This is a genomic window from Pseudomonas shiyinii, from assembly GCF_056725765.1.
In genome coordinates this window covers 4974716-5000461 of the sequence record NZ_CM161522.1, presented here as the reverse complement: position 1 = coordinate 5000461, position 25746 = coordinate 4974716, and the positions used below count along the sequence as shown (strand labels likewise).

The window sequence follows — 25746 nt, the reverse complement described above, 5'->3', positions numbered from 1 at the left end:
CGTCATGAGACGCCTCGACATACTCCTGGTGGGCAGCAGCCCCGCCATACGACAACTGACCAGCCTGCTCGAGGAGCACGCCCATCGAACGACGGTGGTGCAAACGCCGGACGATTGGCGTTCCGCCTCGGCCAAGTCCTCGCACCTGGTAGTGGACGATGGCAGCCTTTCACTGCGCGAACTCGATTGGCGCGGGGTAGGAGCCACGCCGTTGCTCAGGCTTCGCGTGGGCGCGAGCTATGCAGGCGTCCTGCCTGCCATCGAGCTCTTGTGCTGGTACGCCGATGGCGATACCCAACGGCTGATCGAGCGCGTAGCACTGCAAACCCCAGCCTCCGGCAACGGTCAGCAGCTACGGCAGGAGACCTTGCTGGCCTTGGAGGACCTGCTGGCCTCGGTGGTGACGCGCTTCGCCCGTGACCCGCAATACTTGGAACACGCCCCGCAGCTCGGCTCGGCCTTGCAAGAGCGTGAACATGGACTGGGCTGGCTGGAGTCATTGGCACACCGCCACCCCTTCAACCGAACGCTACGGGCAGACCTGCTGGAGAAAGCGGAAACCTGCCTGATGGACCGGCTCGAGCTGAGCCTACACCGCTTCGCCGCCCAACCAGCTCTCAATGAGAACGGTACGCGTACTTGCTATCGGCAACTGCACGCCCAGGCCGTCGGTATCCAACGCGCACTGCTGCCCCTGCTGCCCAGCGTCGACGGACGACCTACGGTGATTGCGGTCTGTATGGCCAAGTCACCTGCACTGTATGCCAGCCTGCTGGCAGTGCTCGGCTGCGCCGCGGTGTACCTGCCGCTGGATCCGGCCACTCCGTTCGAACGTCGCCAACGCATCCTGGACGATGCCGGCGCCTGCGTCCTCCTGCATGATGGGCAGGTTCATGGCGGCGTGCCAGGGTTGGATGTGCGCACACTGGCAGAAGTGACGGCGCGACAACTGCCTTCGCTGCAGGTGCGCCAGCTCGCCCTGGACGCCCCTTGCGTTGCGATCTACACCTCAGGCACCACGGGACAGCCCAAGGGCGTGCTGCTCAGCCAGCGCAACCTCACCCATTTCACGAGCTGGTATGCCGACCACGTATCGCTCGATGCCAACAGCCGGGTCCTGCAGTTTTCCACCATCGGCTTCGATGCATCGCTGCTCGACATTCTGCCGACCTTCACCCATGGCGCCGAACTGATGGTACCCAGTGAAGAACAGCGCCGTGATCCGGTGCAACTGGTACGGCTTATCCACAGCCAGGAAGTCAGCCATGCCTTCCTGCCTCCCGCGCTGCTGAGCATCCTGCCCACTGACGAACACCTTGGCCTGCGCCACCTGGTCACCGGTGGAGATGTGTGCGAGCCGCAGGTCATTGCCCGCCTCGCCGGGCAGTGCCGGATGCACAATATCTATGGCCCGACCGAAACCACAGTGCTGGCCACCACCCGCACGTTCATCGCCGGCGACAGCAACCGTAACCTCGGCACACCGATCGCCAACACCCAGGTGCTGATCCTCGATGACGACCTGCTCCCGGTGCCTGAACGGACCCCGGGCGAGCTGTACATCAGCGGGCCGGGTGTGGGGCTTGGGTACCTGAACAACCCTGCGCTGACTGCAGAACGCTTCGTCGAACTGCGCTTGCCGGATGGACGCAACCTGCAGACCTACCGTACCGGCGATATCGCCCAGTGGACAGCTCAAGGTATCGAGCTCTGCGGTCGACGCGACAACCAGGTGAAGATCCGCGGTTTCCGGGTCGAACCGGAAGAAATCGAGCACTGCCTGCGCGCCAGCAACCTGTTCGCCCAGGTCGCCGTGGTGATCGACGACCAGCGCCGCATCCTGGCCTTCGTCGCTCAGCCAGCCCACACCGGGGCCGAAGCCGCTCTGCGTGCCCATGCCGAACAGCAATTGCCCGACTACATGCGGCCAGCGTTCTACCAAGTCCTGCAGCACATGCCCTATACCGCCAACGGCAAGGTCGACCGCAAGGCCCTGCATGCACGCCCCTTGGCGCTGCCGGTGCACGAGCGATCGGTACCTGGTACACCGACCGAGCAGCGTTTGTGCACTATTTGGAGCGAGCTGCTGGAGCTGCCTGAAACGCAGATATCCACCCACGACAGCTTCTTCAACCTGGGTGGCCACTCGATCCTGCTGTCACGTCTGCTGCTGGAGGTGCGCCAGCAGTTCGGCCACGGTGTACCGATCAACCGCTTCATCGAACGACCAACGCTGCAACGCCTCGCCGAACTGATCGACCGCCCCGAGGCGCCACAGGAGCGACCGCTCGAGCGCCTGGAACAGGACGCCAATCGCGAACTGGGCCTGCAAGTACTGCCGATGGACTGTCTGGGCGATGTGCACAAAGTCATTGTCACCGGTGCCAACAGCTTCCTCGGTGTACACCTGGTCGAAGCCCTGCTCGCCTGGGGCGCCACCGAAGTGGCTTGCCTGGTGCGCAGCAGCGATGGCCTGTCGGCCAGCGAACGCTTCGCCCAGGCCATCGAGGAGAACGGCCTCTCTCTGGATTCAAGCCGCCTGCGGGTGTTCGACGCCGATTTGCGCCAGCCGCGCCTGGGCCTGTGCGAAAGCGACTACGACTACCTGGACAGCCACTATGGCGCGCTGCTGCACAATGCCGCGCAGGTCAACCATGTGCTGGATTACCAGGCCCTGGCTGCAGATAACATCGAGCCTTTGTTCGAATGCCTGCGCCTGTGCGAAGGGCGGCGCAAGAAGATCTTCAACTTCGTCTCGACCCTTTCTGCCTGCAGTGCGGTGGATGCTGATGGACGCGTGCTCGAACAAGCACCGGCGGCCACTGCGCCGATCTACATCCGCAACGGCTACAACCTGAGCAAATGGGTCGGTGAGCGCATTCTCCAGCGTGCCCGCAGCCAGGGCGTGTGGGTCAACCTGTTCCGCCCAGGGAACATCACCTTCGACAGCCGCAACGGCATCTGCCAACCCCAGCGCAACCGCCTGATGCTCATGCTCAAGGGCTCGCTGCAACTGGGCCTGGTGCCGGACCTGGCGATCGACTTCGACCTCATGCCAGTGGATTTCCTGGCCCGCTTCATCGGCTTCCATGCCAGCCGTCACCAGACCAATGCGTGGGTGTTCAACCTGCACAACCCCGAGCCATTGCGCTGGCGTGACTACGTGGCGGCTTTCCAGGAGCAGGGGCACGGGTTCGACCTGGTCTCGGTAGAGCAGTGGCAACGTCAACTGCACCGGGTCGACCGCGACAACGCCCTGTTCGATGTCCTGGGCTTCTACCTCGAAGGGTTCGGCGAAGACATCGGCGATATCAGCGCCATCGAACATACCAACGCCCGTGCCGGCGTGCAGCGCATGGGGGCCTGCTACCCGGCCAAAAGCCCGGCGCTGCTGCGCCTGGGCTGCCGCCATCTGAGCGATATCGGTTTCATCTGATCACTTTTATCCACAATAGGAGCAATGCACATGCAAACCCTCAAACCCGATACCCTGATCCGTAACCCCGAAGGCTGCCAGGTTGTGGCCCATGTAGACATCGCAGCCCCCGCCACCAGCGTATGGAGCATCGTGGGCAATTTCGCAGGGTTCCCGGTATTCATTCCCGCGCTCTCGCACATCGAGATGACCGGTAGCGGCATGCGCTCCATCCGCAAGAAACTGTTCAAGGACGGCAATGTGGTCATCGAGCAGTTGAACGCTCGGGACGAGCAGGCCATGTATATGACCTGGAGCCTGATCTACACCAGCTTGAATATCGGCAACCTGTGGGCGGCGATGCAGGTCGAAGCCCTCGACGATACCCACAGCCGGGCCACCTGGACCATCCGGGCCGAGCCATGGGAAGGTGGGGCCGAGGTGCTGCCGGGGTTCCAGGCGTTCCTTCAGGGCTTCGCCGACGAGGCCATGCACAATGTGAAGAACCTGCTGAGCTGAGCGTGCCTCCGCCGGCCCTTGGCCGGCGGAGCCCTTTTATGATGGATGGCGCGACGATAGCACCCGCGGGCTGTTGCAAAAAAACGCCATCCCGCCAACAATGAGACTAATTATCATTCATACCCATCACCGCAGTGCGCCTCCATGCCTTCCAGAGACTCTGTGCACACGCTCTACAACCACCACCATGGTTGGCTGTATACCTGGCTGCGCAGCAAGCTCGGCAATGCTGCCGACGCGGCGGACCTGGCCCAGGACACCTTCGTTCGCCTGCTGCAACGCGAGCAGCTGGAGCTCAATGCGCCCCGTGCCTTCCTACGGACCGTTGCACGGGGCCTGGTGATCGACCATTGGCGTCGCGAGGAGTTGGAGCGCGCCTACCTCGAAGCGCTCGCCCATGCACCGCAGGCCGAGGTACCCTGTGCCGAAACCCGCGAACTCATGCTGGAATTGCTCGAACGCATCGCACGCATGCTCGAAGGTCTCAAGCCAAAGGTGCGTCGCGCCTTCCTCCTGGCTCAATGCGATGGGCTGAGCCACAAAGCCATTGCCGAACAGATGGGTATCTCCCTGCGCTCCGTCGAACGCTACGTAGCGGATGCGCTCTATCATTGCTATCTGCTGCGCTATGAAGACGAGCCCTGAAACGATGGGCATCAACAATCCCTCGTCCAAGGTGGTCAAGCAGGCGATCCATTGGATGCTGCGCCTGCGTGAAAGCAGCCAGAACCCCAGCCTGCTGATGCAGTGCGAGCAATGGCGCAAAGCGCATCATGATCACGAGCTGGCCTGGCAGCGGGTCACCAGCCTGCATCAGGAGCTCAACCTTCGCACTATCCCTGGCGCCAGCGTCGCCCTGCAAACCTTGGAGACCAGCCAACGCCGCCTGCACCGACGCCAGGCCCTGAGGCTGTTGAGCGGTGTCGCCCTGGCAGGCTCGGCTGCCTGGCTGGCCAAGGACCTGCAACTGCTGAGCAACTGGACATCGGACTTCGCGACCAGTACCGGCGAACGCCGCACCTTCACGCTACCAGATGGCTCGCAGTTGCAGCTCAACACCCGCAGCACCGCTGACCTGGCCTTCGATGAGCACAAGCGGCTTGTGCGCCTCAGGCAGGGCGAGCTGATGCTCACCTGTAACACCCAGCAGGCCCATGGACGCCCGCTGTTGGTGGAAACCCACGATGCGCTGCTCGAAGGCTTCGACGGTCGTTTCGTGGTGCGCCAGGACGCTGATTGCACCCGTGTCAGCGTCAGTACAGGCAAGGTGGCCGTGCATCACGCGGCGGGCGGTCCGTTGTCGTGGCTCACCAGCGGGCAGACTTGGCGTCTCGACCACCAGGGCGTCCGGCTGATCGAACACCCCAAGATGGACGCCAGCGCCTGGGCCGAAGGGCTGATCGTCACCCGTAATATGCGCCTGGCCGACTTTCTCGCAGAAGTCGCCCGGTATCGTCATGGTTATCTCGGCTGCAGCGATGACGTTGCCGACTTACGCCTTTCCGGTGTGTTCCGCCTGGAAGACACCGACAAGCTCCTTGGGCTGCTGCCACAGACGCTGCCAATTACACTTCGCCTGCGCACACGCTGGTGGGTCCGGGTAGAACGGCTGGCTTGATTTCTTATATCTCTCTAACACTTTCTGGCGGGTTTTTCCTTCAGGTCCGGCTAGGACTGTAAGCAACGCCTTCAGCCCTAATCGATTTTCACGGACCCTACCCATGCCAGACGCCCAGCGCTCGCTGAACCCCATCAATACGAATGAGTTTCGACCTGTCTTGGATTCAACCTTGCTCGGCAAGGCGATACGCGCCGCCCTGCTCGGCACCACCCTCGGCATGGCCAGCATTGCGCCGCTGGCCATGGCTGCCGAGCCGGTAAGCGTCAGCCAGCCCTATGCGATTCCTGCAGGGAGCCTGGATACTGTACTCAACCAATTCGCGCGCCAAGCTGGCATCACCCTTTCCAGCACCCCACAACTGACTGGCGAGCTGCAATCCCCGGGGTTGCAAGGGCACTATTCCGCGGACCAGGCTCTACGCCAACTGCTCAATGGCACCGGCCTGGAAGCGGTCAGCCAGGATGGTCGCAGCTATGTGTTGCGCGCCCAGCCTGAGGACGCGGCGCTTGCCCTGCCAAGCACCGACGTGCGCGCCTTCACCCTCGGCAATGCCCTGGGCAGCATGGAAGGCTATAACGCTACACATAGTCAGGTGGCGACCAAAACCAGCATGCCGATACTGGAAACCACCCAGTCGGTGTCGGTGGTCACTCGCCAACAGATGGACGACCAGGGTTCACAGACCGTCGCCCAGGCCATGCGCTACACACCGGGTGTGCTGACCAATCCCTATGGCGCGACCCACCGCTACGACTATGTCGCCATGCGCGGCTTCAACGATGGCTCCGTGGACAACATTTATGTCGATGGCCTGAAGTCCATGGGCGACAACGGCACCTACAGCACCATGCAGGTAGACCCGTATTTCCTCGAACGTATCGATATCCTCAAGGGCCCCTCCTCCGTACTGTACGGCCGCAGCTCACCCGGTGGCCTGGTCGCGTTGACCACCAAGAAGCCGCTGTTCGATGCGTATCACCAAATCCAGAGCACCGTGGGCACCCAAGGGCAGCGCGGCATGGGGTTCGACTTCAGCGGGCCCCTGGATGACGACAAACGCATCGCCTACCGCCTGACCGGCCTTGCCGATGCCTCCGACACACAGTTCGACCACAACAAGGAAGAGCGTTATGCCCTCGCCCCTGCGGTGAGCATCGACTTCAGCGAAGACACCTCGCTGACCTTGCAGGCTTACCTGCAACACGACCCCAATGGCGGCTACCACGGCGGTAACCCGGCCGATGGCATGCTCCACCCGCGTAATGGGCTGCGTCTTTCCGACCATTTCTTCGAAGGTGAGCCCGGGATCGACAACTACGAACGCACCCAGCAGTCATTCAGCTATCAGTTCGAGCATCGCTTCAACGATGTCTTCACGGCGCGTCAGAACTTCCGCTACCAGGATTCGGATGTTTCGATGGACCAGGTCTATTCTGCTGGCTGGGCCGATGCCACCAGCAATATCCTCAACCGGGCCTATACCGGCGGTGACGAGCGCCTGCACTCGTTCATAATCGACAACATGCTTCAGGCGGAATTCTTCACCGGAGCTGCCAAGCACACCGTGCTACTCGGCGCCGACTACCAGCGGCGCAAAGCCGATGTCGCCTGGCGCTATGGCACGGTCGACCCGTTGGACGCCAGCAACCCGCAATATGGCAACGGCAACCTGCAGATTCTGGGTGAGAACAATTACCTGCGACGTCTGCAGCAAACCGGTGTGTACCTGCAGGACTTGGTCGAGCTGGATCAGTGGCGCTTTTCCCTTGGCCTTCGCCAGGACTGGGTGAAGGTGTCCGAAGAAAATCGCGATACCGACACCAAGGTCAACGACGACCGTTCCAAGTTTACGACCCGGGCCGGCGTGCTCTACCTGTTCGAGAATGGCATTGCGCCCTATGTGAGCTATTCCGAGTCGTTCAACCCCAACACCGTTTCCGACCAGGACGGCCGACCGCTGGCGCCTACGGAAGGCACGCAATGGGAAGCCGGTATCAAGTACCAGCCACCGGGTACCGATAACCTGTTCACGGCCTCGGTGTTCCGCATCGAACAGGAAAACCTGGCCTCCAAGCAACCGGACGAAGAGTTCTACCGTGCAGTGGGTGAAGTGCGTTCCCAAGGCCTGGAGCTCGAGGCTCATGTGCAAGTCACTGATAACCTCAAGCTGATCGGTGGCTACACCTACACGGATGTCGAGTACGCTAAGGCAATGCCCAGCCTGGTGACACCAGGCCTGGACAACAAGGGCAATTCACCGACCCAGGCACCTGAACAGATGTACTCGCTCTGGGCTGATTACAACTTCAACCAGGGCTCCCTGGATGGCCTGCGCCTGGGCGGTGGGGTCCGTTATGTGGGGTACAGCTGGGTCGATGCGGAAAACAGCATGAAGGTGCCCTCCTACACCCTGTTCGACGCATCGATCGGCTACGACCTGGGCAAGCTTGGCCTCAAGGGCATGGACGTGCGCCTGAATGCCAACAACCTGACCAACGAGTCCTATGTCGCCTCCTGCGCAAGCCTGAACTACTGCTACATGGGCGAAGAACGCAATGTCAGCGCCACGGTCAGCTATCAGTTCTGACCCTCTTTCCGTGCATGAAGCCAGCACCTGAACCAGGGGCTGGCTTTTTCGTTTCTGGCGTTTTATCGGAGTCCCGTTTCCATGCGTCAACTCTATGTCCTGCTGCACCGCTACCTGGGCTTGGTCACTGCAGTGTTTCTTGCACTGGCCGGCCTGACCGGCAGCGTGCTGGCCTTCCACCATGAAATCGATGAGTGGCTCAATCCAGGTTTCTATGAAGCGTCGGCTGTAGGCACGCTCCAAGAGCCGGGCGTGCTTGTGGATAAGGTACAAAGCGAACATCCACGCCTGCAGGTCTGGTACATGGAATATCCACAGGAGCCTGGGCACTCCGCGCTCTTGGCCATGGTGCCGCGCAACGATCCGCAGTCTGGCCAGCCCTATGATGAAAAGAACACGGTCTTCTACCTCGACCCGGTCAGCGGCGAAACCCTCGGTCAGCGCTATTGGGGCGACTGCTGCTTCTCTCGCGAGAACTTCATGCCGTTCATTCTGGAACTGCATTACAGCCTGACCTTACCTGGCAATTGGGGCGTCCTGTTGATGGGTGTGGTGGCCATCCTCTGGGTGCTGGACTGCTTCATTGCCGTATTGCTCACCCTGCCCCGTGGTCGACCGTTCTGGCGTAAGTGGGCCACGGCCTGGAAGATCAAAGGCGGTCATACCTATCGGTTGAACATGGACGTCCATAGGGCGAGTGGCTTGTGGTTGTGGCTCTTGCTATTACCCATTGCGATCAGCAGCGTGGCGATGAACTTGCCTGCACAAGTGTTCAAGCCAGCGGTATCGCTTTTCTCACCGGTGGAACCGAGCGTCTACGAAGCCCGAGGCGCAATGCCGAAAGAGGCGCTGGGGGTGACCCAGCTGACTTACCAACAGGCATATCAGCTAGCCCAGGAGGAAGGCGCGCGGTTAGGGCTGACCGCGCCGATAGGCGAGCTCTACTACAGCTTCGAGTACAACTTCTATGGCGCAGGTTTTGGCCAGCACGATACCGATGCGCATGGTAAGTCCTGGTTGTTCTTCCATGGGACTGATGGGCACTTGCTAGGCCAAGAGATCGCGGGCCAGGGGACATTGGGAGAACAGTTCTACCGCTTGCAATTGCCCATCCATGGGGGACGCATCATTGGGGTCACCGGGCAGGTGCTGATTGCGATTCTGGGGGTGGTGATAGCGGTGCTTTCGCTCACCGGGGTGTATATCTGGTGGCGCAAGCTGCAGGCCAGGCGTAGCAGCAGGCTGCGCAGGGTCGAGGTACGTTGAACCCGGCCAGGTCTAGGAGCGGCCTTGTGCCGCGAATCGGGCGCGTAGCGGCCGTGGGCCCAGGCAGCGCGGTGCACCAGGGTGATCGAGGTGGTAGGGTGACGGCCGCTACGCGCCCGATTCGCGGCACAAGGCCGCTCCTACAGGGGAGGCGTAAGTCTTTCGGAGAGCGGAAAGACAAAACCCCTACCTGCTCGCGCAGATAGGGGTTTTGCGAAATGAATCTTGACGATGACCTACTCTCACATGGGGAAGCCCCACACTACCATCGGCGATGCGTCGTTTCACTGCTGAGTTCGGGATGGGATCAGGTGGTTCCAACGCTCTATGGTCGTCAAGAAATTCTGTGTGCTAGCCCGTCCTCAGGACGTGCCGGCGAATCTCTGGTCTCTCTACTTAAAGACAAAACCCCTACCTGCTCACGCAGATAGGGGTTTTGCGAAATGAATCTTGACGATGACCTACTCTCACATGGGGAAGCCCCACACTACCATCGGCGATGCATCGTTTCACTGCTGAGTTCGGGATGGGATCAGGTGGTTCCAATGCTCTATGGTCGTCAAGAAATTCTGTTGCCAGAACGTCCAGATGGACATGCCAGCCAATTCGGATATGTGAATTTGTGATGCAAACTTTCGGTTCGTTCGTCTTCACCACCGCAATTCGCAACAGCAAATTGCTTGGGTGTTATATGGTCAAGCCTCACGGGCAATTAGTATCGGTTAGCTCAACGCCTCACAGCGCTTACACACCCGACCTATCAACGTCGTAGTCTTCGACGGCCCTTCAGGGGATTCAAGATCCCAGTGAGATCTCATCTTGAGGCAAGTTTCCCGCTTAGATGCTTTCAGCGGTTATCTCTTCCGAACATAGCTACCCGGCAATGCCACTGGCGTGACAACCGGAACACCAGAGGTTCGTCCACTCCGGTCCTCTCGTACTAGGAGCAGCCCCTCTCAAATCTCAAACGTCCACGGCAGATAGGGACCGAACTGTCTCACGACGTTCTAAACCCAGCTCGCGTACCACTTTAAATGGCGAACAGCCATACCCTTGGGACCGGCTTCAGCCCCAGGATGTGATGAGCCGACATCGAGGTGCCAAACACCGCCGTCGATATGAACTCTTGGGCGGTATCAGCCTGTTATCCCCGGAGTACCTTTTATCCGTTGAGCGATGGCCCTTCCATACAGAACCACCGGATCACTAAGACCTACTTTCGTACCTGCTCGACGTGTGGGTCTCGCAGTCAAGCGCGCTTTTGCCTTTATACTCTGCGACCGATTTCCGACCGGTCTGAGCGCACCTTCGTACTCCTCCGTTACTCTTTGGGAGGAGACCGCCCCAGTCAAACTACCCACCATACACTGTCCTCGATCCGGATCACGGACCTGAGTTAGAACCTCAAGGTTGCCAGGGTGGTATTTCAAGGATGGCTCCATGAGAACTGGCGTCCCCACTTCAAAGCCTCCCACCTATCCTACACAAGCAAGCTCAAAGTCCAGTGCAAAGCTATAGTAAAGGTTCACGGGGTCTTTCCGTCTAGCCGCGGATACACTGCATCTTCACAGCGATTTCAATTTCACTGAGTCTCGGGTGGAGACAGCGCCGCCATCGTTACGCCATTCGTGCAGGTCGGAACTTACCCGACAAGGAATTTCGCTACCTTAGGACCGTTATAGTTACGGCCGCCGTTTACCGGGGCTTCGATCAAGAGCTTCGCTTGCGCTAACCCCATCAATTAACCTTCCGGCACCGGGCAGGCGTCACACCCTATACGTCCACTTTCGTGTTTGCAGAGTGCTGTGTTTTTAATAAACAGTCGCAGCGGCCTGGTATCTTCGACCGGCATGGGCTTACGGAGCAAGTCCTTCACCCTCGCCGGCGCACCTTCTCCCGAAGTTACGGTGCCATTTTGCCTAGTTCCTTCACCCGAGTTCTCTCAAGCGCCTTGGTATTCTCTACCCGACCACCTGTGTCGGTTTGGGGTACGGTTCCCAGTTATCTGAAGCTTAGGAGCTTTTCTTGGAAGCATGGCATCAACCACTTCGTCGCCTAATGGCAACTCGTCATCAGCTCTCGGCCTGGAAATCCCGGATTTGCCTAAGATTTCAGCCTACCACCTTAAACTTGGACAACCAACGCCAAGCTGGCCTAGCCTTCTCCGTCCCTCCATCGCAATAACTGGAAGTACAGGAATATTAACCTGTTTTCCATCGACTACGCTTTTCAGCCTCGCCTTAGGGACCGACTAACCCTGCGTCGATTAACGTTGCGCAGGAAACCTTGGTCTTTCGGCGTGCGAGTTTTTCACTCGCATTGTCGTTACTCATGTCAGCATTCGCACTTCTGATACCTCCAGCAAGCTTCTCAACTCACCTTCACAGGCTTACAGAACGCTCCTCTACCGCATCACCCTAAGGTGATACCCGTAGCTTCGGTGCATGGTTTGAGCCCCGTTACATCTTCCGCGCAGGCCGACTCGACTAGTGAGCTATTACGCTTTCTTTAAAGGATGGCTGCTTCTAAGCCAACCTCCTAGCTGTCTAAGCCTTCCCACATCGTTTCCCACTTAACCATGACTTTGGGACCTTAGCTGACGGTCTGGGTTGTTTCCCTTTTCACGACGGACGTTAGCACCCGCCGTGTGTCTCCCATGCTCGGCACTTCCAGGTATTCGGAGTTTGCATCGGTTTGGTAAGTCGGGATGACCCCCTAGCCGAAACAGTGCTCTACCCCCTGGAGTGATACATGAGGCGCTACCTAAATAGCTTTCGAGGAGAACCAGCTATCTCCGAGCTTGATTAGCCTTTCACTCCGATCCACAGGTCATCCGCTAACTTTTCAACGGTAGTCGGTTCGGTCCTCCAGTCAGTGTTACCTAACCTTCAACCTGCCCATGGATAGATCGCCCGGTTTCGGGTCTATACCCAGCGACTAAACGCCCTATTAAGACTCGCTTTCGCTACGCCTCCCCTATTCGGTTAAGCTCGCCACTGAATATAAGTCGCTGACCCATTATACAAAAGGTACGCAGTCACCTAACAAAGTAGGCTCCCACTGCTTGTACGCATACGGTTTCAGGTTCTATTTCACTCCCCTCTCCGGGGTTCTTTTCGCCTTTCCCTCACGGTACTGGTTCACTATCGGTCAGTCAGTAGTATTTAGCCTTGGAGGATGGTCCCCCCATGTTCAGACAAAGTTTCTCGTGCTCCGTCCTACTCGATTTCACTGGCAAGAGATTTTCGTGTACGGGGCTATCACCCACTATGGCCGCACTTTCCAGAGCGTTCCACTAATCTCAAACCAGCTTAAGGGCTGGTCCCCGTTCGCTCGCCACTACTAAGGGAATCTCGGTTGATTTCTTTTCCTCAGGGTACTTAGATGTTTCAGTTCCCCTGGTTCGCCTCTTGCACCTATGTATTCAGTGCAAGATACCTAGGTTATCCTAGGTGGGTTCCCCCATTCAGAGATCTCTGGATCACAGTCTGTTTGCCGACTCCCCAAAGCTTATCGCAGGCTACCACGTCTTTCATCGCCTCTGACTGCCAAGGCATCCACCGTATGCGCTTCTTCACTTGACCATATAACCCCAAGCAATCTGGTTATACTGTGAAGACGACATTCGCCGAAAATTCGCATGTCGCGCGTTCGCGCAGAACTCACAAATTTTACCTTAGCCTGATGGCCCACCAGTGAAAGTGGTCATCAGTCTATCTATCACATATCCGAATTTTTAAAGAACGATCTGACAAAAGTCAGAAATCAACATTCACAGCGGAATGCTCATTTCTAAGTTCTGCAGGTAACTGCGTAGCAAAGCAAATGGTGGAGCCAAGCGGGATCGAACCGCTGACCTCCTGCGTGCAAGGCAGGCGCTCTCCCAGCTGAGCTATGGCCCCGTCGTCTCTGCACCCAGCGAATGGTAGGTCTGGGCAGATTTGAACTGCCGACCTCACCCTTATCAGGGGTGCGCTCTAACCAACTGAGCTACAGACCTATAACAGGGTCGCGTTACAGCATCGTCTTCTTCAAGGAATCAAGCAATTCGTGTGGGAGCTCATCAGCAGGCTGATGTCTTCGATTAAGGAGGTGATCCAGCCGCAGGTTCCCCTACGGCTACCTTGTTACGACTTCACCCCAGTCATGAATCACACCGTGGTAACCGTCCTCCCGAAGGTTAGACTAGCTACTTCTGGTGCAACCCACTCCCATGGTGTGACGGGCGGTGTGTACAAGGCCCGGGAACGTATTCACCGCGACATTCTGATTCGCGATTACTAGCGATTCCGACTTCACGCAGTCGAGTTGCAGACTGCGATCCGGACTACGATCGGTTTTGTGAGATTAGCTCCACCTCGCGGCTTGGCAACCCTCTGTACCGACCATTGTAGCACGTGTGTAGCCCAGGCCGTAAGGGCCATGATGACTTGACGTCATCCCCACCTTCCTCCGGTTTGTCACCGGCAGTCTCCTTAGAGTGCCCACCATAACGTGCTGGTAACTAAGGACAAGGGTTGCGCTCGTTACGGGACTTAACCCAACATCTCACGACACGAGCTGACGACAGCCATGCAGCACCTGTGTCAGAGTTCCCGAAGGCACCAATCCATCTCTGGAAAGTTCTCTGCATGTCAAGGCCTGGTAAGGTTCTTCGCGTTGCTTCGAATTAAACCACATGCTCCACCGCTTGTGCGGGCCCCCGTCAATTCATTTGAGTTTTAACCTTGCGGCCGTACTCCCCAGGCGGTCAACTTAATGCGTTAGCTGCGCCACTAAAATCTCAAGGATTCCAACGGCTAGTTGACATCGTTTACGGCGTGGACTACCAGGGTATCTAATCCTGTTTGCTCCCCACGCTTTCGCACCTCAGTGTCAGTATCAGTCCAGGTGGTCGCCTTCGCCACTGGTGTTCCTTCCTATATCTACGCATTTCACCGCTACACAGGAAATTCCACCACCCTCTACCATACTCTAGCTCGCCAGTTTTGGATGCAGTTCCCAGGTTGAGCCCGGGGCTTTCACATCCAACTTAACGAACCACCTACGCGCGCTTTACGCCCAGTAATTCCGATTAACGCTTGCACCCTCTGTATTACCGCGGCTGCTGGCACAGAGTTAGCCGGTGCTTATTCTGTCGGTAACGTCAAAACAGCAAGGTATTAACTTACTGCCCTTCCTCCCAACTTAAAGTGCTTTACAATCCGAAGACCTTCTTCACACACGCGGCATGGCTGGATCAGGCTTTCGCCCATTGTCCAATATTCCCCACTGCTGCCTCCCGTAGGAGTCTGGACCGTGTCTCAGTTCCAGTGTGACTGATCATCCTCTCAGACCAGTTACGGATCGTCGCCTTGGTGAGCCATTACCTCACCAACTAGCTAATCCGACCTAGGCTCATCTGATAGCGTGAGGTCCGAAGATCCCCCACTTTCTCCCGTAGGACGTATGCGGTATTAGCGCCCCTTTCGGAACGTTGTCCCCCACTACCAGGCAGATTCCTAGGCATTACTCACCCGTCCGCCGCTGAATCAAGGAGCAAGCTCCCATCATCCGCTCGACTTGCATGTGTTAGGCCTGCCGCCAGCGTTCAATCTGAGCCATGATCAAACTCTTCAGTTCAATACTGCTTGGGTTTTTAAGAAACCCTAAACTTGGCTCAGCAATCTCAAATGACTATGTGATTTCTCGCATGGCCACTTGTGATGCTGATAATCTTGGCGACTATCAGTCCGTACTCACAAGCACCCACACGAATTGCTTGATTCGATTGTTAAAGAGCGATTTGGTTAAGCGCTTTGCTCAACCGAGGCCGCGCATTCTACGCTTTCCTCAGAGTCTGTCAAGCGTTTATTTTGAAGTTTTTCGTTCAACTTCAACCGCTTAACTCGCTGCGATCTCTCGTAGCGGGAGGCGAATCATACAGCGTTAAAACCTGCTGTCAACTGCCTTTTTCACCGCTACCGATCTGTGAGACCGAAGCCTTCCGATACTACCTGAAGCGTTCAACTCATTGAATCTCAAGGAGTTTTGCGTTTCGACTGCGTCGGAAGTGGGGCGCATTATAGGCCCCTGAAACGGCACGTCAACCGTTATTTTCAAAAAACTTTAATATTCGCCAAAAAACAAAACGGGAAAGCCTTTCGGCCTCCCCGCTGCTTATATAGCTACCAGCAGTTCACAGCACCCCAGCCCCCCGCAAGCGCTGTACCGCTTCGACATCCATCCCCAATACCTCCTCCAGTACCGCATTGGTATGCTCACCCAGCAAAGGAGGGGCCTGTCGATATTCCACCGGTGTTTCGGACAACCGAATAGGGCTCGCCACCTGCGGCACACTGCCCGCCAGCGGGTGGGCGATATTCAGCGCCAAGCCTCGGGCCAGCACCTGCGGGTCCTGGAACATCTGCGCCAGGTCATTGATCGGCCCGCAGGGCACGCCGGCCTTTTCCAGTTCGCTGACCCACTCGGCCGTGGTCTTGAATACCGTGGCCTGGCGAATCAATGGAATCAGTTCGGCACGGTTGGCAACCCGCTGCTTGTTGGTGGCAAAGCGTGGGTCATCCGCCCACTGCGGCTGCCCGGCTACTTCGGCGAACTTGCGGAACTGCCCATCGTTGCCCACGGTGAGGATGAAATTGCCATCCGCGGTCGGGAAGTCCTGATAAGGCACGATGTTCGGGTGTGCATTGCCCAGGCGCCGAGGCGGCGTGCCCGTGGTGAGGTAGTTCATCGCCTGGTTCGCCAAGCAGGCTACCTGCACATCCAGTAGCGCCATATCGACATGCTGACCGACGCCGGTCTGGTCACGATAGGCTAGAGCCGCCAGGATCGCGACCGTCGAGTAGAGCCCGGTCAGGATGTCGGTCAAGGCAACGCCGACCTTTATAGGGCCAGCACCCTCGTCACCCTCGGGGCGCCCGGTCAGGCTCATCAGCCCACCCAGCCCCTGGATCATGAAGTCATAGCCCGCACGCTTGGCATAAGGCCCGGTCTGCCCGAACCCGGTGATCGAACAGTAGATAAGCTTCGGGTTGACCGCTTTCAGGCTCTCGTAGTCCAGCCCATAGGCAGCCAACCCACCCACCTTGAAGTTCTCTATGACGATATCCGACTTCGCCGCCAACTCGCGCACCAGGCGCTGACCGTCCGGCTGGGTGAAGTCGATGGTCACCGACCGCTTGTTGCGGTTGGCCGAGAGATAATAAGCCGCCTCGCTGGTGTTCTCGCCTTGGGCGTCCTTGAGGAAGGGCGGCCCCCAGGAGCGGGTGTCATCACCCGTACCGGGGCGCTCGACCTTGATCACGTCGGCCCCAAGGTCGGCGAGGATCTGGCCGGACCAAGGCCCCGCCAGCACGCGCGAAAGGTCCAGCACCCGCAGATGTGAAAGCGCACCCATGGCAGGCTCCTCCGATCAGTAGAACGCCTGGATGCCGGTCTGGGCGCGACCAAGGATCAGCGCATGGACGTCATGGGTGCCTTCGTAGGTATTGACCACCTCGAGGTTGACCAGGTGACGGGCCACACCGAACTCGTCGGAGATGCCATTGCCGCCGAGCATGTCGCGAGCCATGCGCGCGATATCCAGGGCCTTGCCGCAGGAGTTGCGCTTCATGATCGAGGTGATTTCCACTGCTGCGGTGCCTTCGTCCTTCATCCGGCCCAGGCGCAGGCAGCCTTGCAGGGCCAGGGTGATCTCGGTCTGCATATCGGCCAGCTTCTTCTGGATCAGCTGGTTGGCCGCCAGCGGGCGACCGAACTGCTTGCGGTCCAGGGTGTATTGACGAGCGGTATGCCAGCACGCCTCGGCCGCACCCAGCGCGCCCCAGGAGATGCCATAGCGGGCCGAGTTCAGGCAGGTGAACGGGCCTTTGAGGCCTCGCACTTCGGGGAAGATGTTCTCTTGCGGCACGAACACGTTGTCCATGACGATTTCACCGGTGATCGACGCACGCAGGCCAACCTTGCCATGGATGGCCGGAGCGCTCAGGCCTTCCCAGCCCTTCTCGAGAATGAAGCCGCGAATATCGCCGGCATCATCCTTGGCCCAGACCACGAACACGTCGGCGATCGGGCTGTTGGTGATCCACATCTTGCTGCCGGTCAGGCGGTAGCCGCCGTCGACCGAGCGTGCACGGGTGATCATCGAGCCTGGGTCGGAACCATGGTTGGGCTCGGTCAGGCCGAAGCAGCCGATCCACTCGCCGGTGGCCAGCTTGGGCAGGTATTTCTGTTTCTGCGCTTCGCTGCCGAACTCATTGATCGGCACCATCACCAACGACGACTGCACACTCATCATCGAGCGGTAGCCAGAGTCGATGCGCTCCACCTCACGGGCGATCAGGCCGTAGCACACATAATTCAAGCCGCTGCCACCGTACTCGACCGGAATCGTCGCACCCAGCAGGCCGACTTCGCCCATTTCGCGGAAGATCGCAGGGTCGGTCTGCTCGTGGCGGAAGGCCTCCAGCACGCGGGGGGCCAGCTTGTCCTGGGCGAACTGATAGGCGCTGTCACGAACCATGCGCTCTTCTTCAGTGAGCTGCTGGTCGAGCAGCAGCGGGTCGATCCAGTTGAAGCTTGCTTTACCGGCCATGGGCGAATTCCTCGAAATGTGGGAACGAAAATGTCTTGTGCCTTGATCCTAGGCCTGATCAACCGCAGGGACAAACGAAGATTGCGCACGCTTTAGTGATATTTTGTCACTCCGAAATGGCACAAAACGCCATATTCAACACCCGAGAAGTGAGGTTAACGTACATGCGCCGCAAGATTCCCAGCACCACGGCCCTGGTCTGCTTCGAAGCGGCCGCCCGCCACGAGAGCTTCACCAAGGCGGCGCAGGAACTGGCCTTGACCCAAGGGGCCGTTTGTCGCCAGATCGGCGGCCTGGAAGCCTTTCTCAATGTCGAGCTGTTCAGGCGATCTCGCCGCGGCGTAAAGCTGACCGAGGCCGGCCTTTCCTACAGCCGCCAAGTGGCTGCGCAACTGGACGCTGTGGAACGAGACACGTTGTCGGTGATGCGCCAGCAGGGCGCCAACGTGATCGAACTGGCCGTGGTGCCGACATTCGGCACGCAATGGCTGCTGCCGCGGCTGAAGGATTTCCAACAGCGTCATCCGGAAGTCACGGTCAACCTCACCAACCGCACACGTCCGTTCCTGTTCGCCGATACAGCCTTCGATGCCGCCATTTATTTCGGGGACGCGGACTGGTCCGGCACTCAGTCCCACCGGCTGATGGGCGAAAACCCCGTGCCTGTATGCAACCCGACGCTGCTGGGAGGGCAAGCCAGCCTGGAGGCACAGCGCATCGCCGAGTTGCCACTGCTGCAGCAAACCACCAGGCCCTACGCCTGGCGCCAATGGTTCGGCAAGCTGGGCATGACCGTGGAACGCGACATGACAGGCCCACGCTATGAGCTATTCTCCATGCTGGCCCAGGCAGCCATGCACGAGATGGGCATTGCGCTGATTCCGCCGTTCCTCATCCAACGCGAGCTGGAGGAGGGCAGGCTGGTCATCGCCAACCGGCAGGCCCTGACCAGCGCCAAGGCCTACTACCTGATGATTCCGGAGCGCAAGGTGGAATCCGCTTCGCTTCGGGCCTTCCGCGACTGGCTGGTGGAACAGGCCGCACGCTATACCGCGACCCACCGTGACGACCTCCATTCCTGACCCTGTAGTCAATTATTTTAAACACCTACAGATATAAGGAATTGTCGCGAATAAACAAACTGTTCCTGCTTATCCGAAAAATGCACTCAAGCCTCCCAACCACGCGGCTTTCAGGGTTTATTTGCGACATCCACGAACGTATCCGCGCAACGCCTACAAAAAATTGCAAATTTTGCCGTAATCTCTGAATTGCCCGCATTTGACGGGCTGCTTTCGAATCGTTGCGACATACGGTCACAGGGTGACTTGTAGTTTTGGCTTCGTATCGCTCCAGAACCGGTTGAAGCCCCTTCGCTTCGTCTGCAAAATGCTCGGCCCGCCCGGGATTCAGGCGGGTTCGTTGCTGAACGGCCGCTCCAGATGCACCACCCGAAGTGCACTGGTTTCAACAAAGACAAAAGGTCACCGCAGGAGACAAAGTCGTGCACATTGGTGTTCCTCTCGAGACGCAGACGGGCGAAACGCGGGTCGCCGCTACCCCGGAAACCATCAAGAAGCTGGTTGGCCAGGGGCATCAGGTCACCGTCCAACGGGGGGCAGGGCTCAACGCCAGCATTCCGGACAGTGCCTATGAAGCCGTTGGCGCCTCCCTGGGCAACGCCGCCGATGCATTCGGCGCGCAGCTGGTGCTCAAGGTCGTCGCACCCAACGACCAGGAGCTTGCCCAGATCAACAGCGGCAGCCTGCTGGTAGGCATGCTCAACCCGTTCAACAGCGAACTGATCGCCAAGATGGCCGAGCGCGGCATTACCGCCTTCGCCCTCGAGGCCGCGCCGCGTACATCGCGCGCCCAGAGCCTGGACGTGCTGTCGTCCCAGGCCAACATTGCCGGCTACAAGGCCGTGTTGCTGGCTGCCCATCACTACCCGCGCTTCATGCCCATGTTGATGACTGCCGCAGGTACCGTGAAAGCCGCTCGCGTGCTGATCCTCGGCGCTGGCGTCGCTGGCCTGCAGGCCATCGCCACGGCCAAGCGCCTGGGGGCGGTGATCGAGGCCTCGGACGTGCGCCCGGCGGTCAAGGAGCAGATCGAGTCGCTCGGCGCCAAGTTCATCGATGTTCCCTACGAAACCGATGAAGAGCGCGAGTGCGCCGAAGGCGTCGGCGGTTACGCCCGCCCCATGCCGGCCAGCTGGATGCAGCGCCAGGCCCAGGCGGTGCACGAGCGCGCCAAGCAGTCCGACATCGTCATCACCACCGCATTGATCCCGGGGCGCAAGGCACCAACCTTGCTCAGCGCGGAAACCGTCGCGCAGATGAAGCCCGGCGCCGTGGTCATCGACCTGGCTGCCGCCCAGGGTGGCAACTGCCCGCTGACCGTAGCGGACCAGGTAGTCGTGGAGAACGGCGTGACCATCGTCGGCCCGACCAACCTACCGGCCCAGGTGGCTGCGGACGCCTCGGCGCTCTATGCACGCAACCTGCTGGACTTCATGAAGCTGCTGTTCGACAAGGACGGCGCGCTGGTCATCAACCTCGAAGACGACATCGTCGCCGCGTGCCTGATGTGCCGCGACGGCCAGGTCGTGCGCAAGAACGGCTAAGGAGCACGACAATGGAAGACATGCTGATTTCCCATGGCATCTACAACCTGATCATCTTCGTGCTGGCCATCTATGTGGGCTACCACGTGGTATGGAACGTCACCCCAGCCCTGCATACGCCGTTGATGGCCGTCACCAACGCCATTTCCGCAATCGTCATCGTCGGCGCCATGCTGGCTGCCGCCCTGACTGTCACCCCTGCCGGCAAGGTGATGGGGACCTTGGCCGTGGCCCTGGCGGCGGTCAACGTCTTCGGTGGCTTCCTGGTCACCCGCCGCATGCTGGAAATGTTCAAGAAGAAAACCAAGAACGAGGCGCAGAAGTAAGCATGAGCATGAATCTGGTAACGCTTCTCTACCTGGTCGCCTCGGTCTGCTTCATCCAGGCGCTCAAGGGGCTGTCGCACCCGACGACGTCGCGTCGGGGCAACCTGTTCGGCATGATCGGGATGGGGATCGCGATCCTCACCACCGTCGGCCTCATCTATAAGCTCGGTGCCGAGCTGGCCACCGCCGGCATCGGCTACGTGATCGTCGGCCTGCTGATCGGCGGTACCGCCGGCTCGATCATGGCCAAGCGCGTGGAAATGACCAAGATGCCTGAACTGGTCGCCTTCATGCACAGCATGATCGGTCTGGCAGCGGTGTTCATCGCCATCGCCGCGGTACTCGAACCGCAATCGCTGGGCATCGTCGCCAGCATCAGCGACCCGATCCCCACCGGCAACCGCCTGGAGCTGTTCCTGGGTGCTGCGATCGGTGCTATCACCTTCTCCGGCTCGGTGATCGCCTTCGGCAAGCTGTCTGGCAAGTACAAGTTCCGCCTGTTCCAGGGCGCACCGGTACAATTCGCCGGCCAGCACAAGCTGAACCTGATCCTGGGCCTGACCACCATCGCCCTGGGCCTGCTGTTCACCTTCACCGGCCATTACAGCGCCTTCACCCTGATGCTGGCCCTGGCCTTCATCATGGGCGTGCTGATCATCATCCCGATCGGCGGCGCCGACATGCCGGTGGTGGTGTCGATGCTCAACAGCTACTCGGGCTGGGCCGCGGCGGGTATCGGCTTCTCGCTGAACAATTCGATGCTGATCATCGCAGGCTCCTTGGTGGGCTCGTCCGGTGCAATCCTCTCCTACATCATGTGCAAGGCGATGAACCGCTCGTTCTTCAACGTCATCCTCGGCGGCTTCGGCGCTGATGTAGACGCAGGCGCAGCTGCCGGCTCCAAGGAGCAGCGCCCGGTGAAGTCCGGCTCGGCTGACGACGCCACCTTCCTGCTGAGCAACGCCGACAGCGTGATCATCGTCCCTGGCTACGGCCTGGCGGTAGCCCGCGCCCAGCATGCGCTCAAAGAGCTGACCGAGAAGCTGACCCACAACGGGGTGAACGTGAAGTATGCGATCCACCCGGTGGCAGGTCGTATGCCCGGGCACATGAACGTGCTGCTGGCCGAGGCCGAGGTGCCATACGACCAGGTGTTCGAGATGGAAGACATCAACGCCGACTTCGGCCAGGCCGATGTGGTGCTGGTGCTGGGCGCCAACGACGTGGTCAACCCTGCTGCGAAGAACGACCCCAAGTCGCCTATCGCCGGCATGCCGATCCTCGAGGCGTTCAAGGCCAAGACCATCATCGTCAACAAGCGCTCCATGGCCAGCGGCTATGCTGGGCTGGATAACGAACTCTTCTACCTGGACAAGACCATGATGGTGTTCGGCGATGCCAAGAAGGTGATCGAGGACATGGTCAAGGCGGTCGAGTAACACGCCTCTTCCAGGGCAATTTCCAGCCCATGGCCGGCAAGCCGGCGATAAGGCCCGCACAGCAATTTGAACAGCCCCCGGGAACGACCTTCCCGGGGGCTGTCGCATTTAGATGATCCAGATCAACGGCTCTATTTCCAGCCTTCGCCTACGACCATGGTCGCGGGACGGCACCGGGTGAAATCTCTAGACTGCGCTCCAATAGCTTCAGTAGCCCGAGATAACAATCCATGTACCGTGATCGTATCCGCTTGTCCTCCCTGCACAGCAAGGTAATGAGTGCGGCTGATGCCGCTGGCCTGATCCAGGACGGCATGACCGTCGGCATGAGCGGTTTCACCCGCGCCGGCGAAGCCAAGGCCGTGCCCCATGCCCTGGCCGAACGCGCCAAGCAATCGCCCCTGAAGATCAGCCTGATGACCGGCGCCAGCCTGGGTAACGACCTGGACAAGCAGCTGACCGAGGCCGGTGTCCTGGCCCGGCGCATGCCGTTCCAGGTGGACAGCACCCTGCGCAAGGCCATCAATGACGGCCAGGTGATGTTCATCGACCAGCATCTGTCGGAAACCGTCGAGCAACTGCGCAACCAGCAGCTCAAGCTGCCGGACATCGCAGTCATCGAAGCGGTGGCGATCACCGAACAAGGCCACATCGTACCGACCACCTCGGTGGGCAACTCGGCCAGCTTCGCGATCTTCGCCAAGCAGGTCATCGTCGAGATCAACCTGTCGCACAATGCCAACCTCGAAGGCCTGCACGACATCTATATCCCCACCTACCGCCCGACTCGCACCCCGATCCCGTTGGTGAAGGTGGATGACCGCATCGGCAGCACCGCCATTCCGATCGACCCGGCGAAGATCGTCGGCATCGTCATCAGCGACCAGCCGGACTCGCCGTCCACCGTGCTGCCACCGGATCACGAGACCCAGGCCATCGCCGATCACCTGATCGACTTCTTCAAGCGCGAAGTGGACGCAGGCCGCATGACCAACAAGCTCGGCCCACTGCAGGCGGGTATCGGCAGCATTGCCAACGCGGTGATGTGCGGCCTGATCGAGTCGCCGTTCGAAGACCTGACCATGTACTCCGAAGTCCTGCAGGACTCGACCTTCGACCTGATCGACGCCGGCAAGCTGCGCTTCGCCTCGGGCAGCTCGATCACCCTGTCGACACGCCGCAATGCCGATGTGTTCGGCAACCTGGAGCGTTACAAGGACAAGCTTGTGCTGCGCCCGCAAGAGATCTCCAACCACCCGGAAGTGGTGCGCCGCCTGGGGATCATCGGCATCAACACTGCGCTTGAGTTCGACATCTATGGCAACGTCAACTCGACCCACGTCTGCGGCACCAAGATGATGAACGGCATCGGTGGCTCCGGGGACTTCGCCCGCAACGCCCACCTGGCGGTGTTCGTCACCAAGTCGATCGCCAAGGGCGGTGCGATTTCCAGCGTGGTTCCGATGGTCAGCCATGTCGACCACACCGAGCACGACGTGGATATCCTCGTCACCGAGCAAGGCCTGGCCGACCTGCGTGGCCTGGCGCCACGCGAACGTGCCCGGGCGATCATCGACAACTGCGTACACCCAGACTACCGCGCTGCGCTCAACGACTACTTCGACCGTGCCTGTCAGCGTGGCGGCCATACCCCGCACATCCTGCGCGAGGCGCTGAGCTGGCACGAGAACCTGGAAGAAAGCGGGCGCATGCTCGCCAGCTGATCCGCAGCTGTCTTGATTGAACCCTGTAGGGGCGGGTTTGCTCCGCGATTAGGCTGCCCTGCCATCACGTTTTTATGGCAAGGGCTTCGCCCTTGATCGCGGGACAAGCCCGCTCCTACAGACGACCACCACAGTTTTCAAAACAACCTCGAACAGAACCCACAAAAACTGTTCAACTGTACCGGTAAATAACCGGCCTTCCCGCCTCGCAAATTCCTTCACGACAAAAAAATGCACCAAATCAGTGCTGACCAGTACAGTTGCGCCAATTTCAAGGGCAACAGTCGGGTTAAACAGTTAACTGAGCCATCGCAATACAGATGAACTGTATCTACTGTTCTGGACGACAGAGGAGGATCATTGGCATCAGTTAAATCACTACCTAATGCCGCCACAAGCGGAAGGATGACACATCATGGAACGCACCCTCAGTTCCGACCTGGTTTTTGAAAACAACGCTCAAGCCTCCCACGCTTCGCTGCCTCTGCGCGCCCTGTCGACCCTGCTGCTGTGGCAGCGCCGTGTCTCCAGCCGCCGTCAGCTGGCTCGCCTGGACGCCCGCCTGCTGGCCGACGCCGGTATCAGCGAGTCGCAGCGTTACGAAGAGCTGAGCAAGCCGTTCTGGCGCTAAGCCCGGGCTCGCCGGCCTCGGCCAGCACCCCAGAATTCCTGAAGCCCGTCGCGGGAGACCGCGACGGGCTTTTTGTTTTCCAAGCGTCTGGCATGGGGCTTACAGCCAATACCAATACAGTTTCCGAATAGCTAATTAGAACCGCAACAGTTACGCAAAAACTGTCGGCGATGAGCTGTATTGCACTGGCGCGTGATACGCTTCGCTTCAGCCGCTTGGCAAATACCGTGACGAGCCGAGCGACGCCCGATAACCAGAACCACCCCAAGACCCTTACGCAGGAGTCCACGACCATGTCCCGTAACCATTTCATCGGCGCCGCCCTGCTGCTGGCCCTGGCCGGCACTGCCAACGCCTCCAGCTTCGTCGTCACGACTGACGCGGTCGTGCGCGGTGTTGCCGCGTCCACCGACGCGACTTCCGATCTCTCCTCGTCCTTGAAAGACGACAAGATCGTCCAGGCCGCTCGTGACGATGCCGCGACCTTCGTCGGCAGCGAAGGCGCCATCCGCGGCGCCAAGCTGGAAAGCGCTTTCATTCATATCCGCGAGCAGCAGCCAAGCCTGCAAGCCAGCGACGCGCAACTGGCCCAGGCCATCCTGGCGCTCTGATCCACGACGCGCCAACCCGGATACGCTGGCCTTGGCCGGCGCTTCCGGGGTAGCCTTCGCCGTCCACGTACAACGTCACTCGAAAGTCATGCGTTATCTGTTGTCATTGCTGTTCGCCTTCGTCGGCATGGGAAGCGCCCATGCCATGGATGTCACCACCCAGAGCCTGGTCGCCAGCGGTTATGTCACCAGCCAGGTGACCACCGCGCCGTTCGATCGCAAACTGGTCATCCAAGCCCGTGACGATGCCGCGGCCTTCGTCGCCACAGACGGCCTGATCCGTGGCGCACGCCTGCAGGCGGCCCTCAGCTCGCTACGGCATGCCCATCCGCATCATTCTGTCGGCGACCTTGAACTGGCCGAAGCGATTCTCGTCCAATGAATA

Annotated in this window: 16 protein-coding genes, 2 tRNA genes and 4 rRNA genes; 14 read left to right on the top strand and 8 right to left on the bottom strand. The window is 59.5% G+C overall.

All coding sequences use genetic code 11. The features are described 5' to 3' along the window. Positions 1–4: 4 nt before the first annotated feature. The 6 genes from ACXHGZ_RS22665 (at position 5) to ACXHGZ_RS22640 (ending at position 9408) form a co-directional block, all read left to right on the top strand. Positions 5–3436, top strand: coding sequence for an amino acid adenylation domain-containing protein (locus ACXHGZ_RS22665; protein WP_480461677.1), 3432 nt, complete (start codon positions 5–7; stop codon positions 3434–3436). A gap of 30 nt (positions 3437–3466) precedes the next feature. Next, a complete protein-coding gene (locus ACXHGZ_RS22660) occupies positions 3467–3934 on the top strand; it encodes an SRPBCC family protein (RefSeq protein WP_480461675.1) in 468 nt (155 codons plus the stop codon). A 144-nt stretch (positions 3935–4078) separates the two neighbouring features. After that, the gene (locus ACXHGZ_RS22655; RefSeq protein WP_480461673.1) at positions 4079–4579 is read left to right on the top strand and encodes a sigma-70 family RNA polymerase sigma factor; all 501 of its coding nucleotides are present in this window, start codon (positions 4079–4081) and stop codon (positions 4577–4579) included. Positions 4580–4583: 4 nt separating this feature from the next. Next, positions 4584–5552: a FecR family protein gene (locus tag ACXHGZ_RS22650; protein ID WP_480461671.1), complete on the top strand. Its 969-nt coding sequence runs from the start codon at positions 4584–4586 to the stop codon at positions 5550–5552. A 220-nt stretch (positions 5553–5772) separates the two neighbouring features. Further along, positions 5773–8142, top strand: a complete 2370-nt coding sequence (locus ACXHGZ_RS22645; protein WP_480464114.1) for a TonB-dependent siderophore receptor — start codon at positions 5773–5775, stop codon at positions 8140–8142. An 81-nt stretch (positions 8143–8223) separates the two neighbouring features. Continuing rightward, complete coding sequence (locus ACXHGZ_RS22640) at positions 8224–9408, top strand: PepSY-associated TM helix domain-containing protein (protein ID WP_480461670.1); 1185 nt, start codon at positions 8224–8226, stop codon at positions 9406–9408. 223 nt (positions 9409–9631) lie between these two features. On the opposite strand, the gene rrf (ACXHGZ_RS22635) is transcribed toward ACXHGZ_RS22640, so the two are convergent. The 8 genes from rrf (ACXHGZ_RS22635) to ACXHGZ_RS22600 all read right to left on the bottom strand — a co-directional run bounded on the left by rrf (ACXHGZ_RS22635) (position 9632) and on the right by ACXHGZ_RS22600 (position 18004). Continuing rightward, positions 9632–9747, bottom strand: a 5S ribosomal RNA gene (gene rrf / locus ACXHGZ_RS22635). Positions 9748–9856: 109 nt separating this feature from the next. Beyond that, positions 9857–9972, bottom strand: a 5S ribosomal RNA gene (gene rrf / locus ACXHGZ_RS22630). A gap of 127 nt (positions 9973–10099) precedes the next feature. Continuing rightward, positions 10100–12992: ribosomal RNA gene (locus tag ACXHGZ_RS22625) — 23S ribosomal RNA — on the bottom strand. 242 nt (positions 12993–13234) lie between these two features. Then, positions 13235–13310: transfer RNA gene (locus ACXHGZ_RS22620), tRNA-Ala, on the bottom strand. A gap of 21 nt (positions 13311–13331) precedes the next feature. Beyond that, a tRNA-Ile gene (locus ACXHGZ_RS22615) sits at positions 13332–13408 on the bottom strand. An 85-nt stretch (positions 13409–13493) separates the two neighbouring features. Continuing rightward, a 16S ribosomal RNA gene (locus ACXHGZ_RS22610) occupies positions 13494–15030 on the bottom strand. Together the 16S, 23S and 5S rRNA genes with 2 tRNA genes alongside form the textbook arrangement of a ribosomal RNA operon. A gap of 556 nt (positions 15031–15586) precedes the next feature. Beyond that, complete coding sequence (locus ACXHGZ_RS22605) at positions 15587–16807, bottom strand: CaiB/BaiF CoA transferase family protein (RefSeq protein WP_084855146.1); 1221 nt, start codon at positions 16805–16807, stop codon at positions 15587–15589. A gap of 15 nt (positions 16808–16822) precedes the next feature. After that, positions 16823–18004 carry an acyl-CoA dehydrogenase gene (locus tag ACXHGZ_RS22600; RefSeq protein ID WP_224457561.1) on the bottom strand — a complete coding sequence of 394 codons (1182 nt, stop codon included), beginning with the start codon at positions 18002–18004 and terminating at the stop codon, positions 16823–16825. A gap of 164 nt (positions 18005–18168) precedes the next feature. Between ACXHGZ_RS22600 and ACXHGZ_RS22595 the strand changes: the two genes are divergently transcribed. The 8 genes from ACXHGZ_RS22595 to ACXHGZ_RS22560 all read left to right on the top strand — a co-directional run bounded on the left by ACXHGZ_RS22595 (position 18169) and on the right by ACXHGZ_RS22560 (position 25743). Continuing rightward, on the top strand, positions 18169–19086 hold the full coding sequence (locus ACXHGZ_RS22595; RefSeq protein WP_084855148.1) for a LysR family transcriptional regulator: 918 nt from the start codon (positions 18169–18171) through the stop codon (positions 19084–19086). A gap of 422 nt (positions 19087–19508) precedes the next feature. Further along, entirely contained in the window at positions 19509–20630 is a 1122-nt protein-coding gene (locus tag ACXHGZ_RS22590; protein ID WP_480461667.1) for a Re/Si-specific NAD(P)(+) transhydrogenase subunit alpha, read from the top strand. An 11-nt stretch (positions 20631–20641) separates the two neighbouring features. Beyond that, positions 20642–20956, top strand: coding sequence for an NAD(P) transhydrogenase subunit alpha part 2 (locus ACXHGZ_RS22585; protein WP_008097413.1), 315 nt, complete (start codon positions 20642–20644; stop codon positions 20954–20956). A 2-nt stretch (positions 20957–20958) separates the two neighbouring features. Then, positions 20959–22395, top strand: a complete 1437-nt coding sequence (locus tag ACXHGZ_RS22580) for an NAD(P)(+) transhydrogenase (Re/Si-specific) subunit beta (protein ID WP_084855150.1) — start codon at positions 20959–20961, stop codon at positions 22393–22395. 230 nt (positions 22396–22625) lie between these two features. Next, positions 22626–24119: a succinyl-CoA:acetate CoA-transferase ScpC gene (scpC, locus tag ACXHGZ_RS22575; protein ID WP_480461666.1), complete on the top strand. Its 1494-nt coding sequence runs from the start codon at positions 22626–22628 to the stop codon at positions 24117–24119. A 415-nt stretch (positions 24120–24534) separates the two neighbouring features. Further along, positions 24535–24750 (top strand): DUF1127 domain-containing protein, encoded by a 216-nt coding sequence (locus tag ACXHGZ_RS22570; protein ID WP_084855152.1) that lies wholly within the window; start codon positions 24535–24537, stop codon positions 24748–24750. Positions 24751–25043: 293 nt separating this feature from the next. Continuing rightward, the gene (locus tag ACXHGZ_RS22565; protein WP_224457559.1) at positions 25044–25361 is read left to right on the top strand and encodes a DUF2388 domain-containing protein; all 318 of its coding nucleotides are present in this window, start codon (positions 25044–25046) and stop codon (positions 25359–25361) included. Positions 25362–25449: 88 nt separating this feature from the next. After that, positions 25450–25743 (top strand): DUF2388 domain-containing protein, encoded by a 294-nt coding sequence (locus ACXHGZ_RS22560; RefSeq protein WP_480461665.1) that lies wholly within the window; start codon positions 25450–25452, stop codon positions 25741–25743. The last annotated feature ends 3 nt before the right edge of the window (positions 25744–25746 follow it).

Excerpts from the sequence above, each read along its gene's own strand:
- ACXHGZ_RS22665 (WP_480461677.1), top strand. The coding sequence starts at position 5 with ATGAGACGCCTCGACATACTCCTGGTGGGCAGCAGCCCCGCCATACGA.
- ACXHGZ_RS22660 (WP_480461675.1), top strand. The coding sequence starts at position 3,467 with ATGCAAACCCTCAAACCCGATACCCTGATCCGTAACCCCGAAGGCTGC.
- ACXHGZ_RS22655 (WP_480461673.1), top strand. The coding sequence starts at position 4,079 with ATGCCTTCCAGAGACTCTGTGCACACGCTCTACAACCACCACCATGGT.
- ACXHGZ_RS22650 (WP_480461671.1), top strand. The coding sequence starts at position 4,584 with ATGGGCATCAACAATCCCTCGTCCAAGGTGGTCAAGCAGGCGATCCAT.
- ACXHGZ_RS22645 (WP_480464114.1), top strand. The coding sequence starts at position 5,773 with ATGGCCAGCATTGCGCCGCTGGCCATGGCTGCCGAGCCGGTAAGCGTC.
- ACXHGZ_RS22640 (WP_480461670.1), top strand. The coding sequence starts at position 8,224 with ATGCGTCAACTCTATGTCCTGCTGCACCGCTACCTGGGCTTGGTCACT.
- ACXHGZ_RS22605 (WP_084855146.1), bottom strand. The coding sequence starts at position 16,807 with ATGGGTGCGCTTTCACATCTGCGGGTGCTGGACCTTTCGCGCGTGCTG.
- ACXHGZ_RS22600 (WP_224457561.1), bottom strand. The coding sequence starts at position 18,004 with ATGGCCGGTAAAGCAAGCTTCAACTGGATCGACCCGCTGCTGCTCGAC.
- ACXHGZ_RS22595 (WP_084855148.1), top strand. The coding sequence starts at position 18,169 with ATGCGCCGCAAGATTCCCAGCACCACGGCCCTGGTCTGCTTCGAAGCG.
- ACXHGZ_RS22585 (WP_008097413.1), top strand. The coding sequence starts at position 20,642 with ATGGAAGACATGCTGATTTCCCATGGCATCTACAACCTGATCATCTTC.
- ACXHGZ_RS22580 (WP_084855150.1), top strand. The coding sequence starts at position 20,959 with ATGAGCATGAATCTGGTAACGCTTCTCTACCTGGTCGCCTCGGTCTGC.
- scpC (WP_480461666.1), top strand. The coding sequence starts at position 22,626 with ATGTACCGTGATCGTATCCGCTTGTCCTCCCTGCACAGCAAGGTAATG.
- ACXHGZ_RS22570 (WP_084855152.1), top strand. The coding sequence starts at position 24,535 with ATGGAACGCACCCTCAGTTCCGACCTGGTTTTTGAAAACAACGCTCAA.
- ACXHGZ_RS22565 (WP_224457559.1), top strand. The coding sequence starts at position 25,044 with ATGTCCCGTAACCATTTCATCGGCGCCGCCCTGCTGCTGGCCCTGGCC.
- ACXHGZ_RS22560 (WP_480461665.1), top strand. The coding sequence starts at position 25,450 with ATGCGTTATCTGTTGTCATTGCTGTTCGCCTTCGTCGGCATGGGAAGC.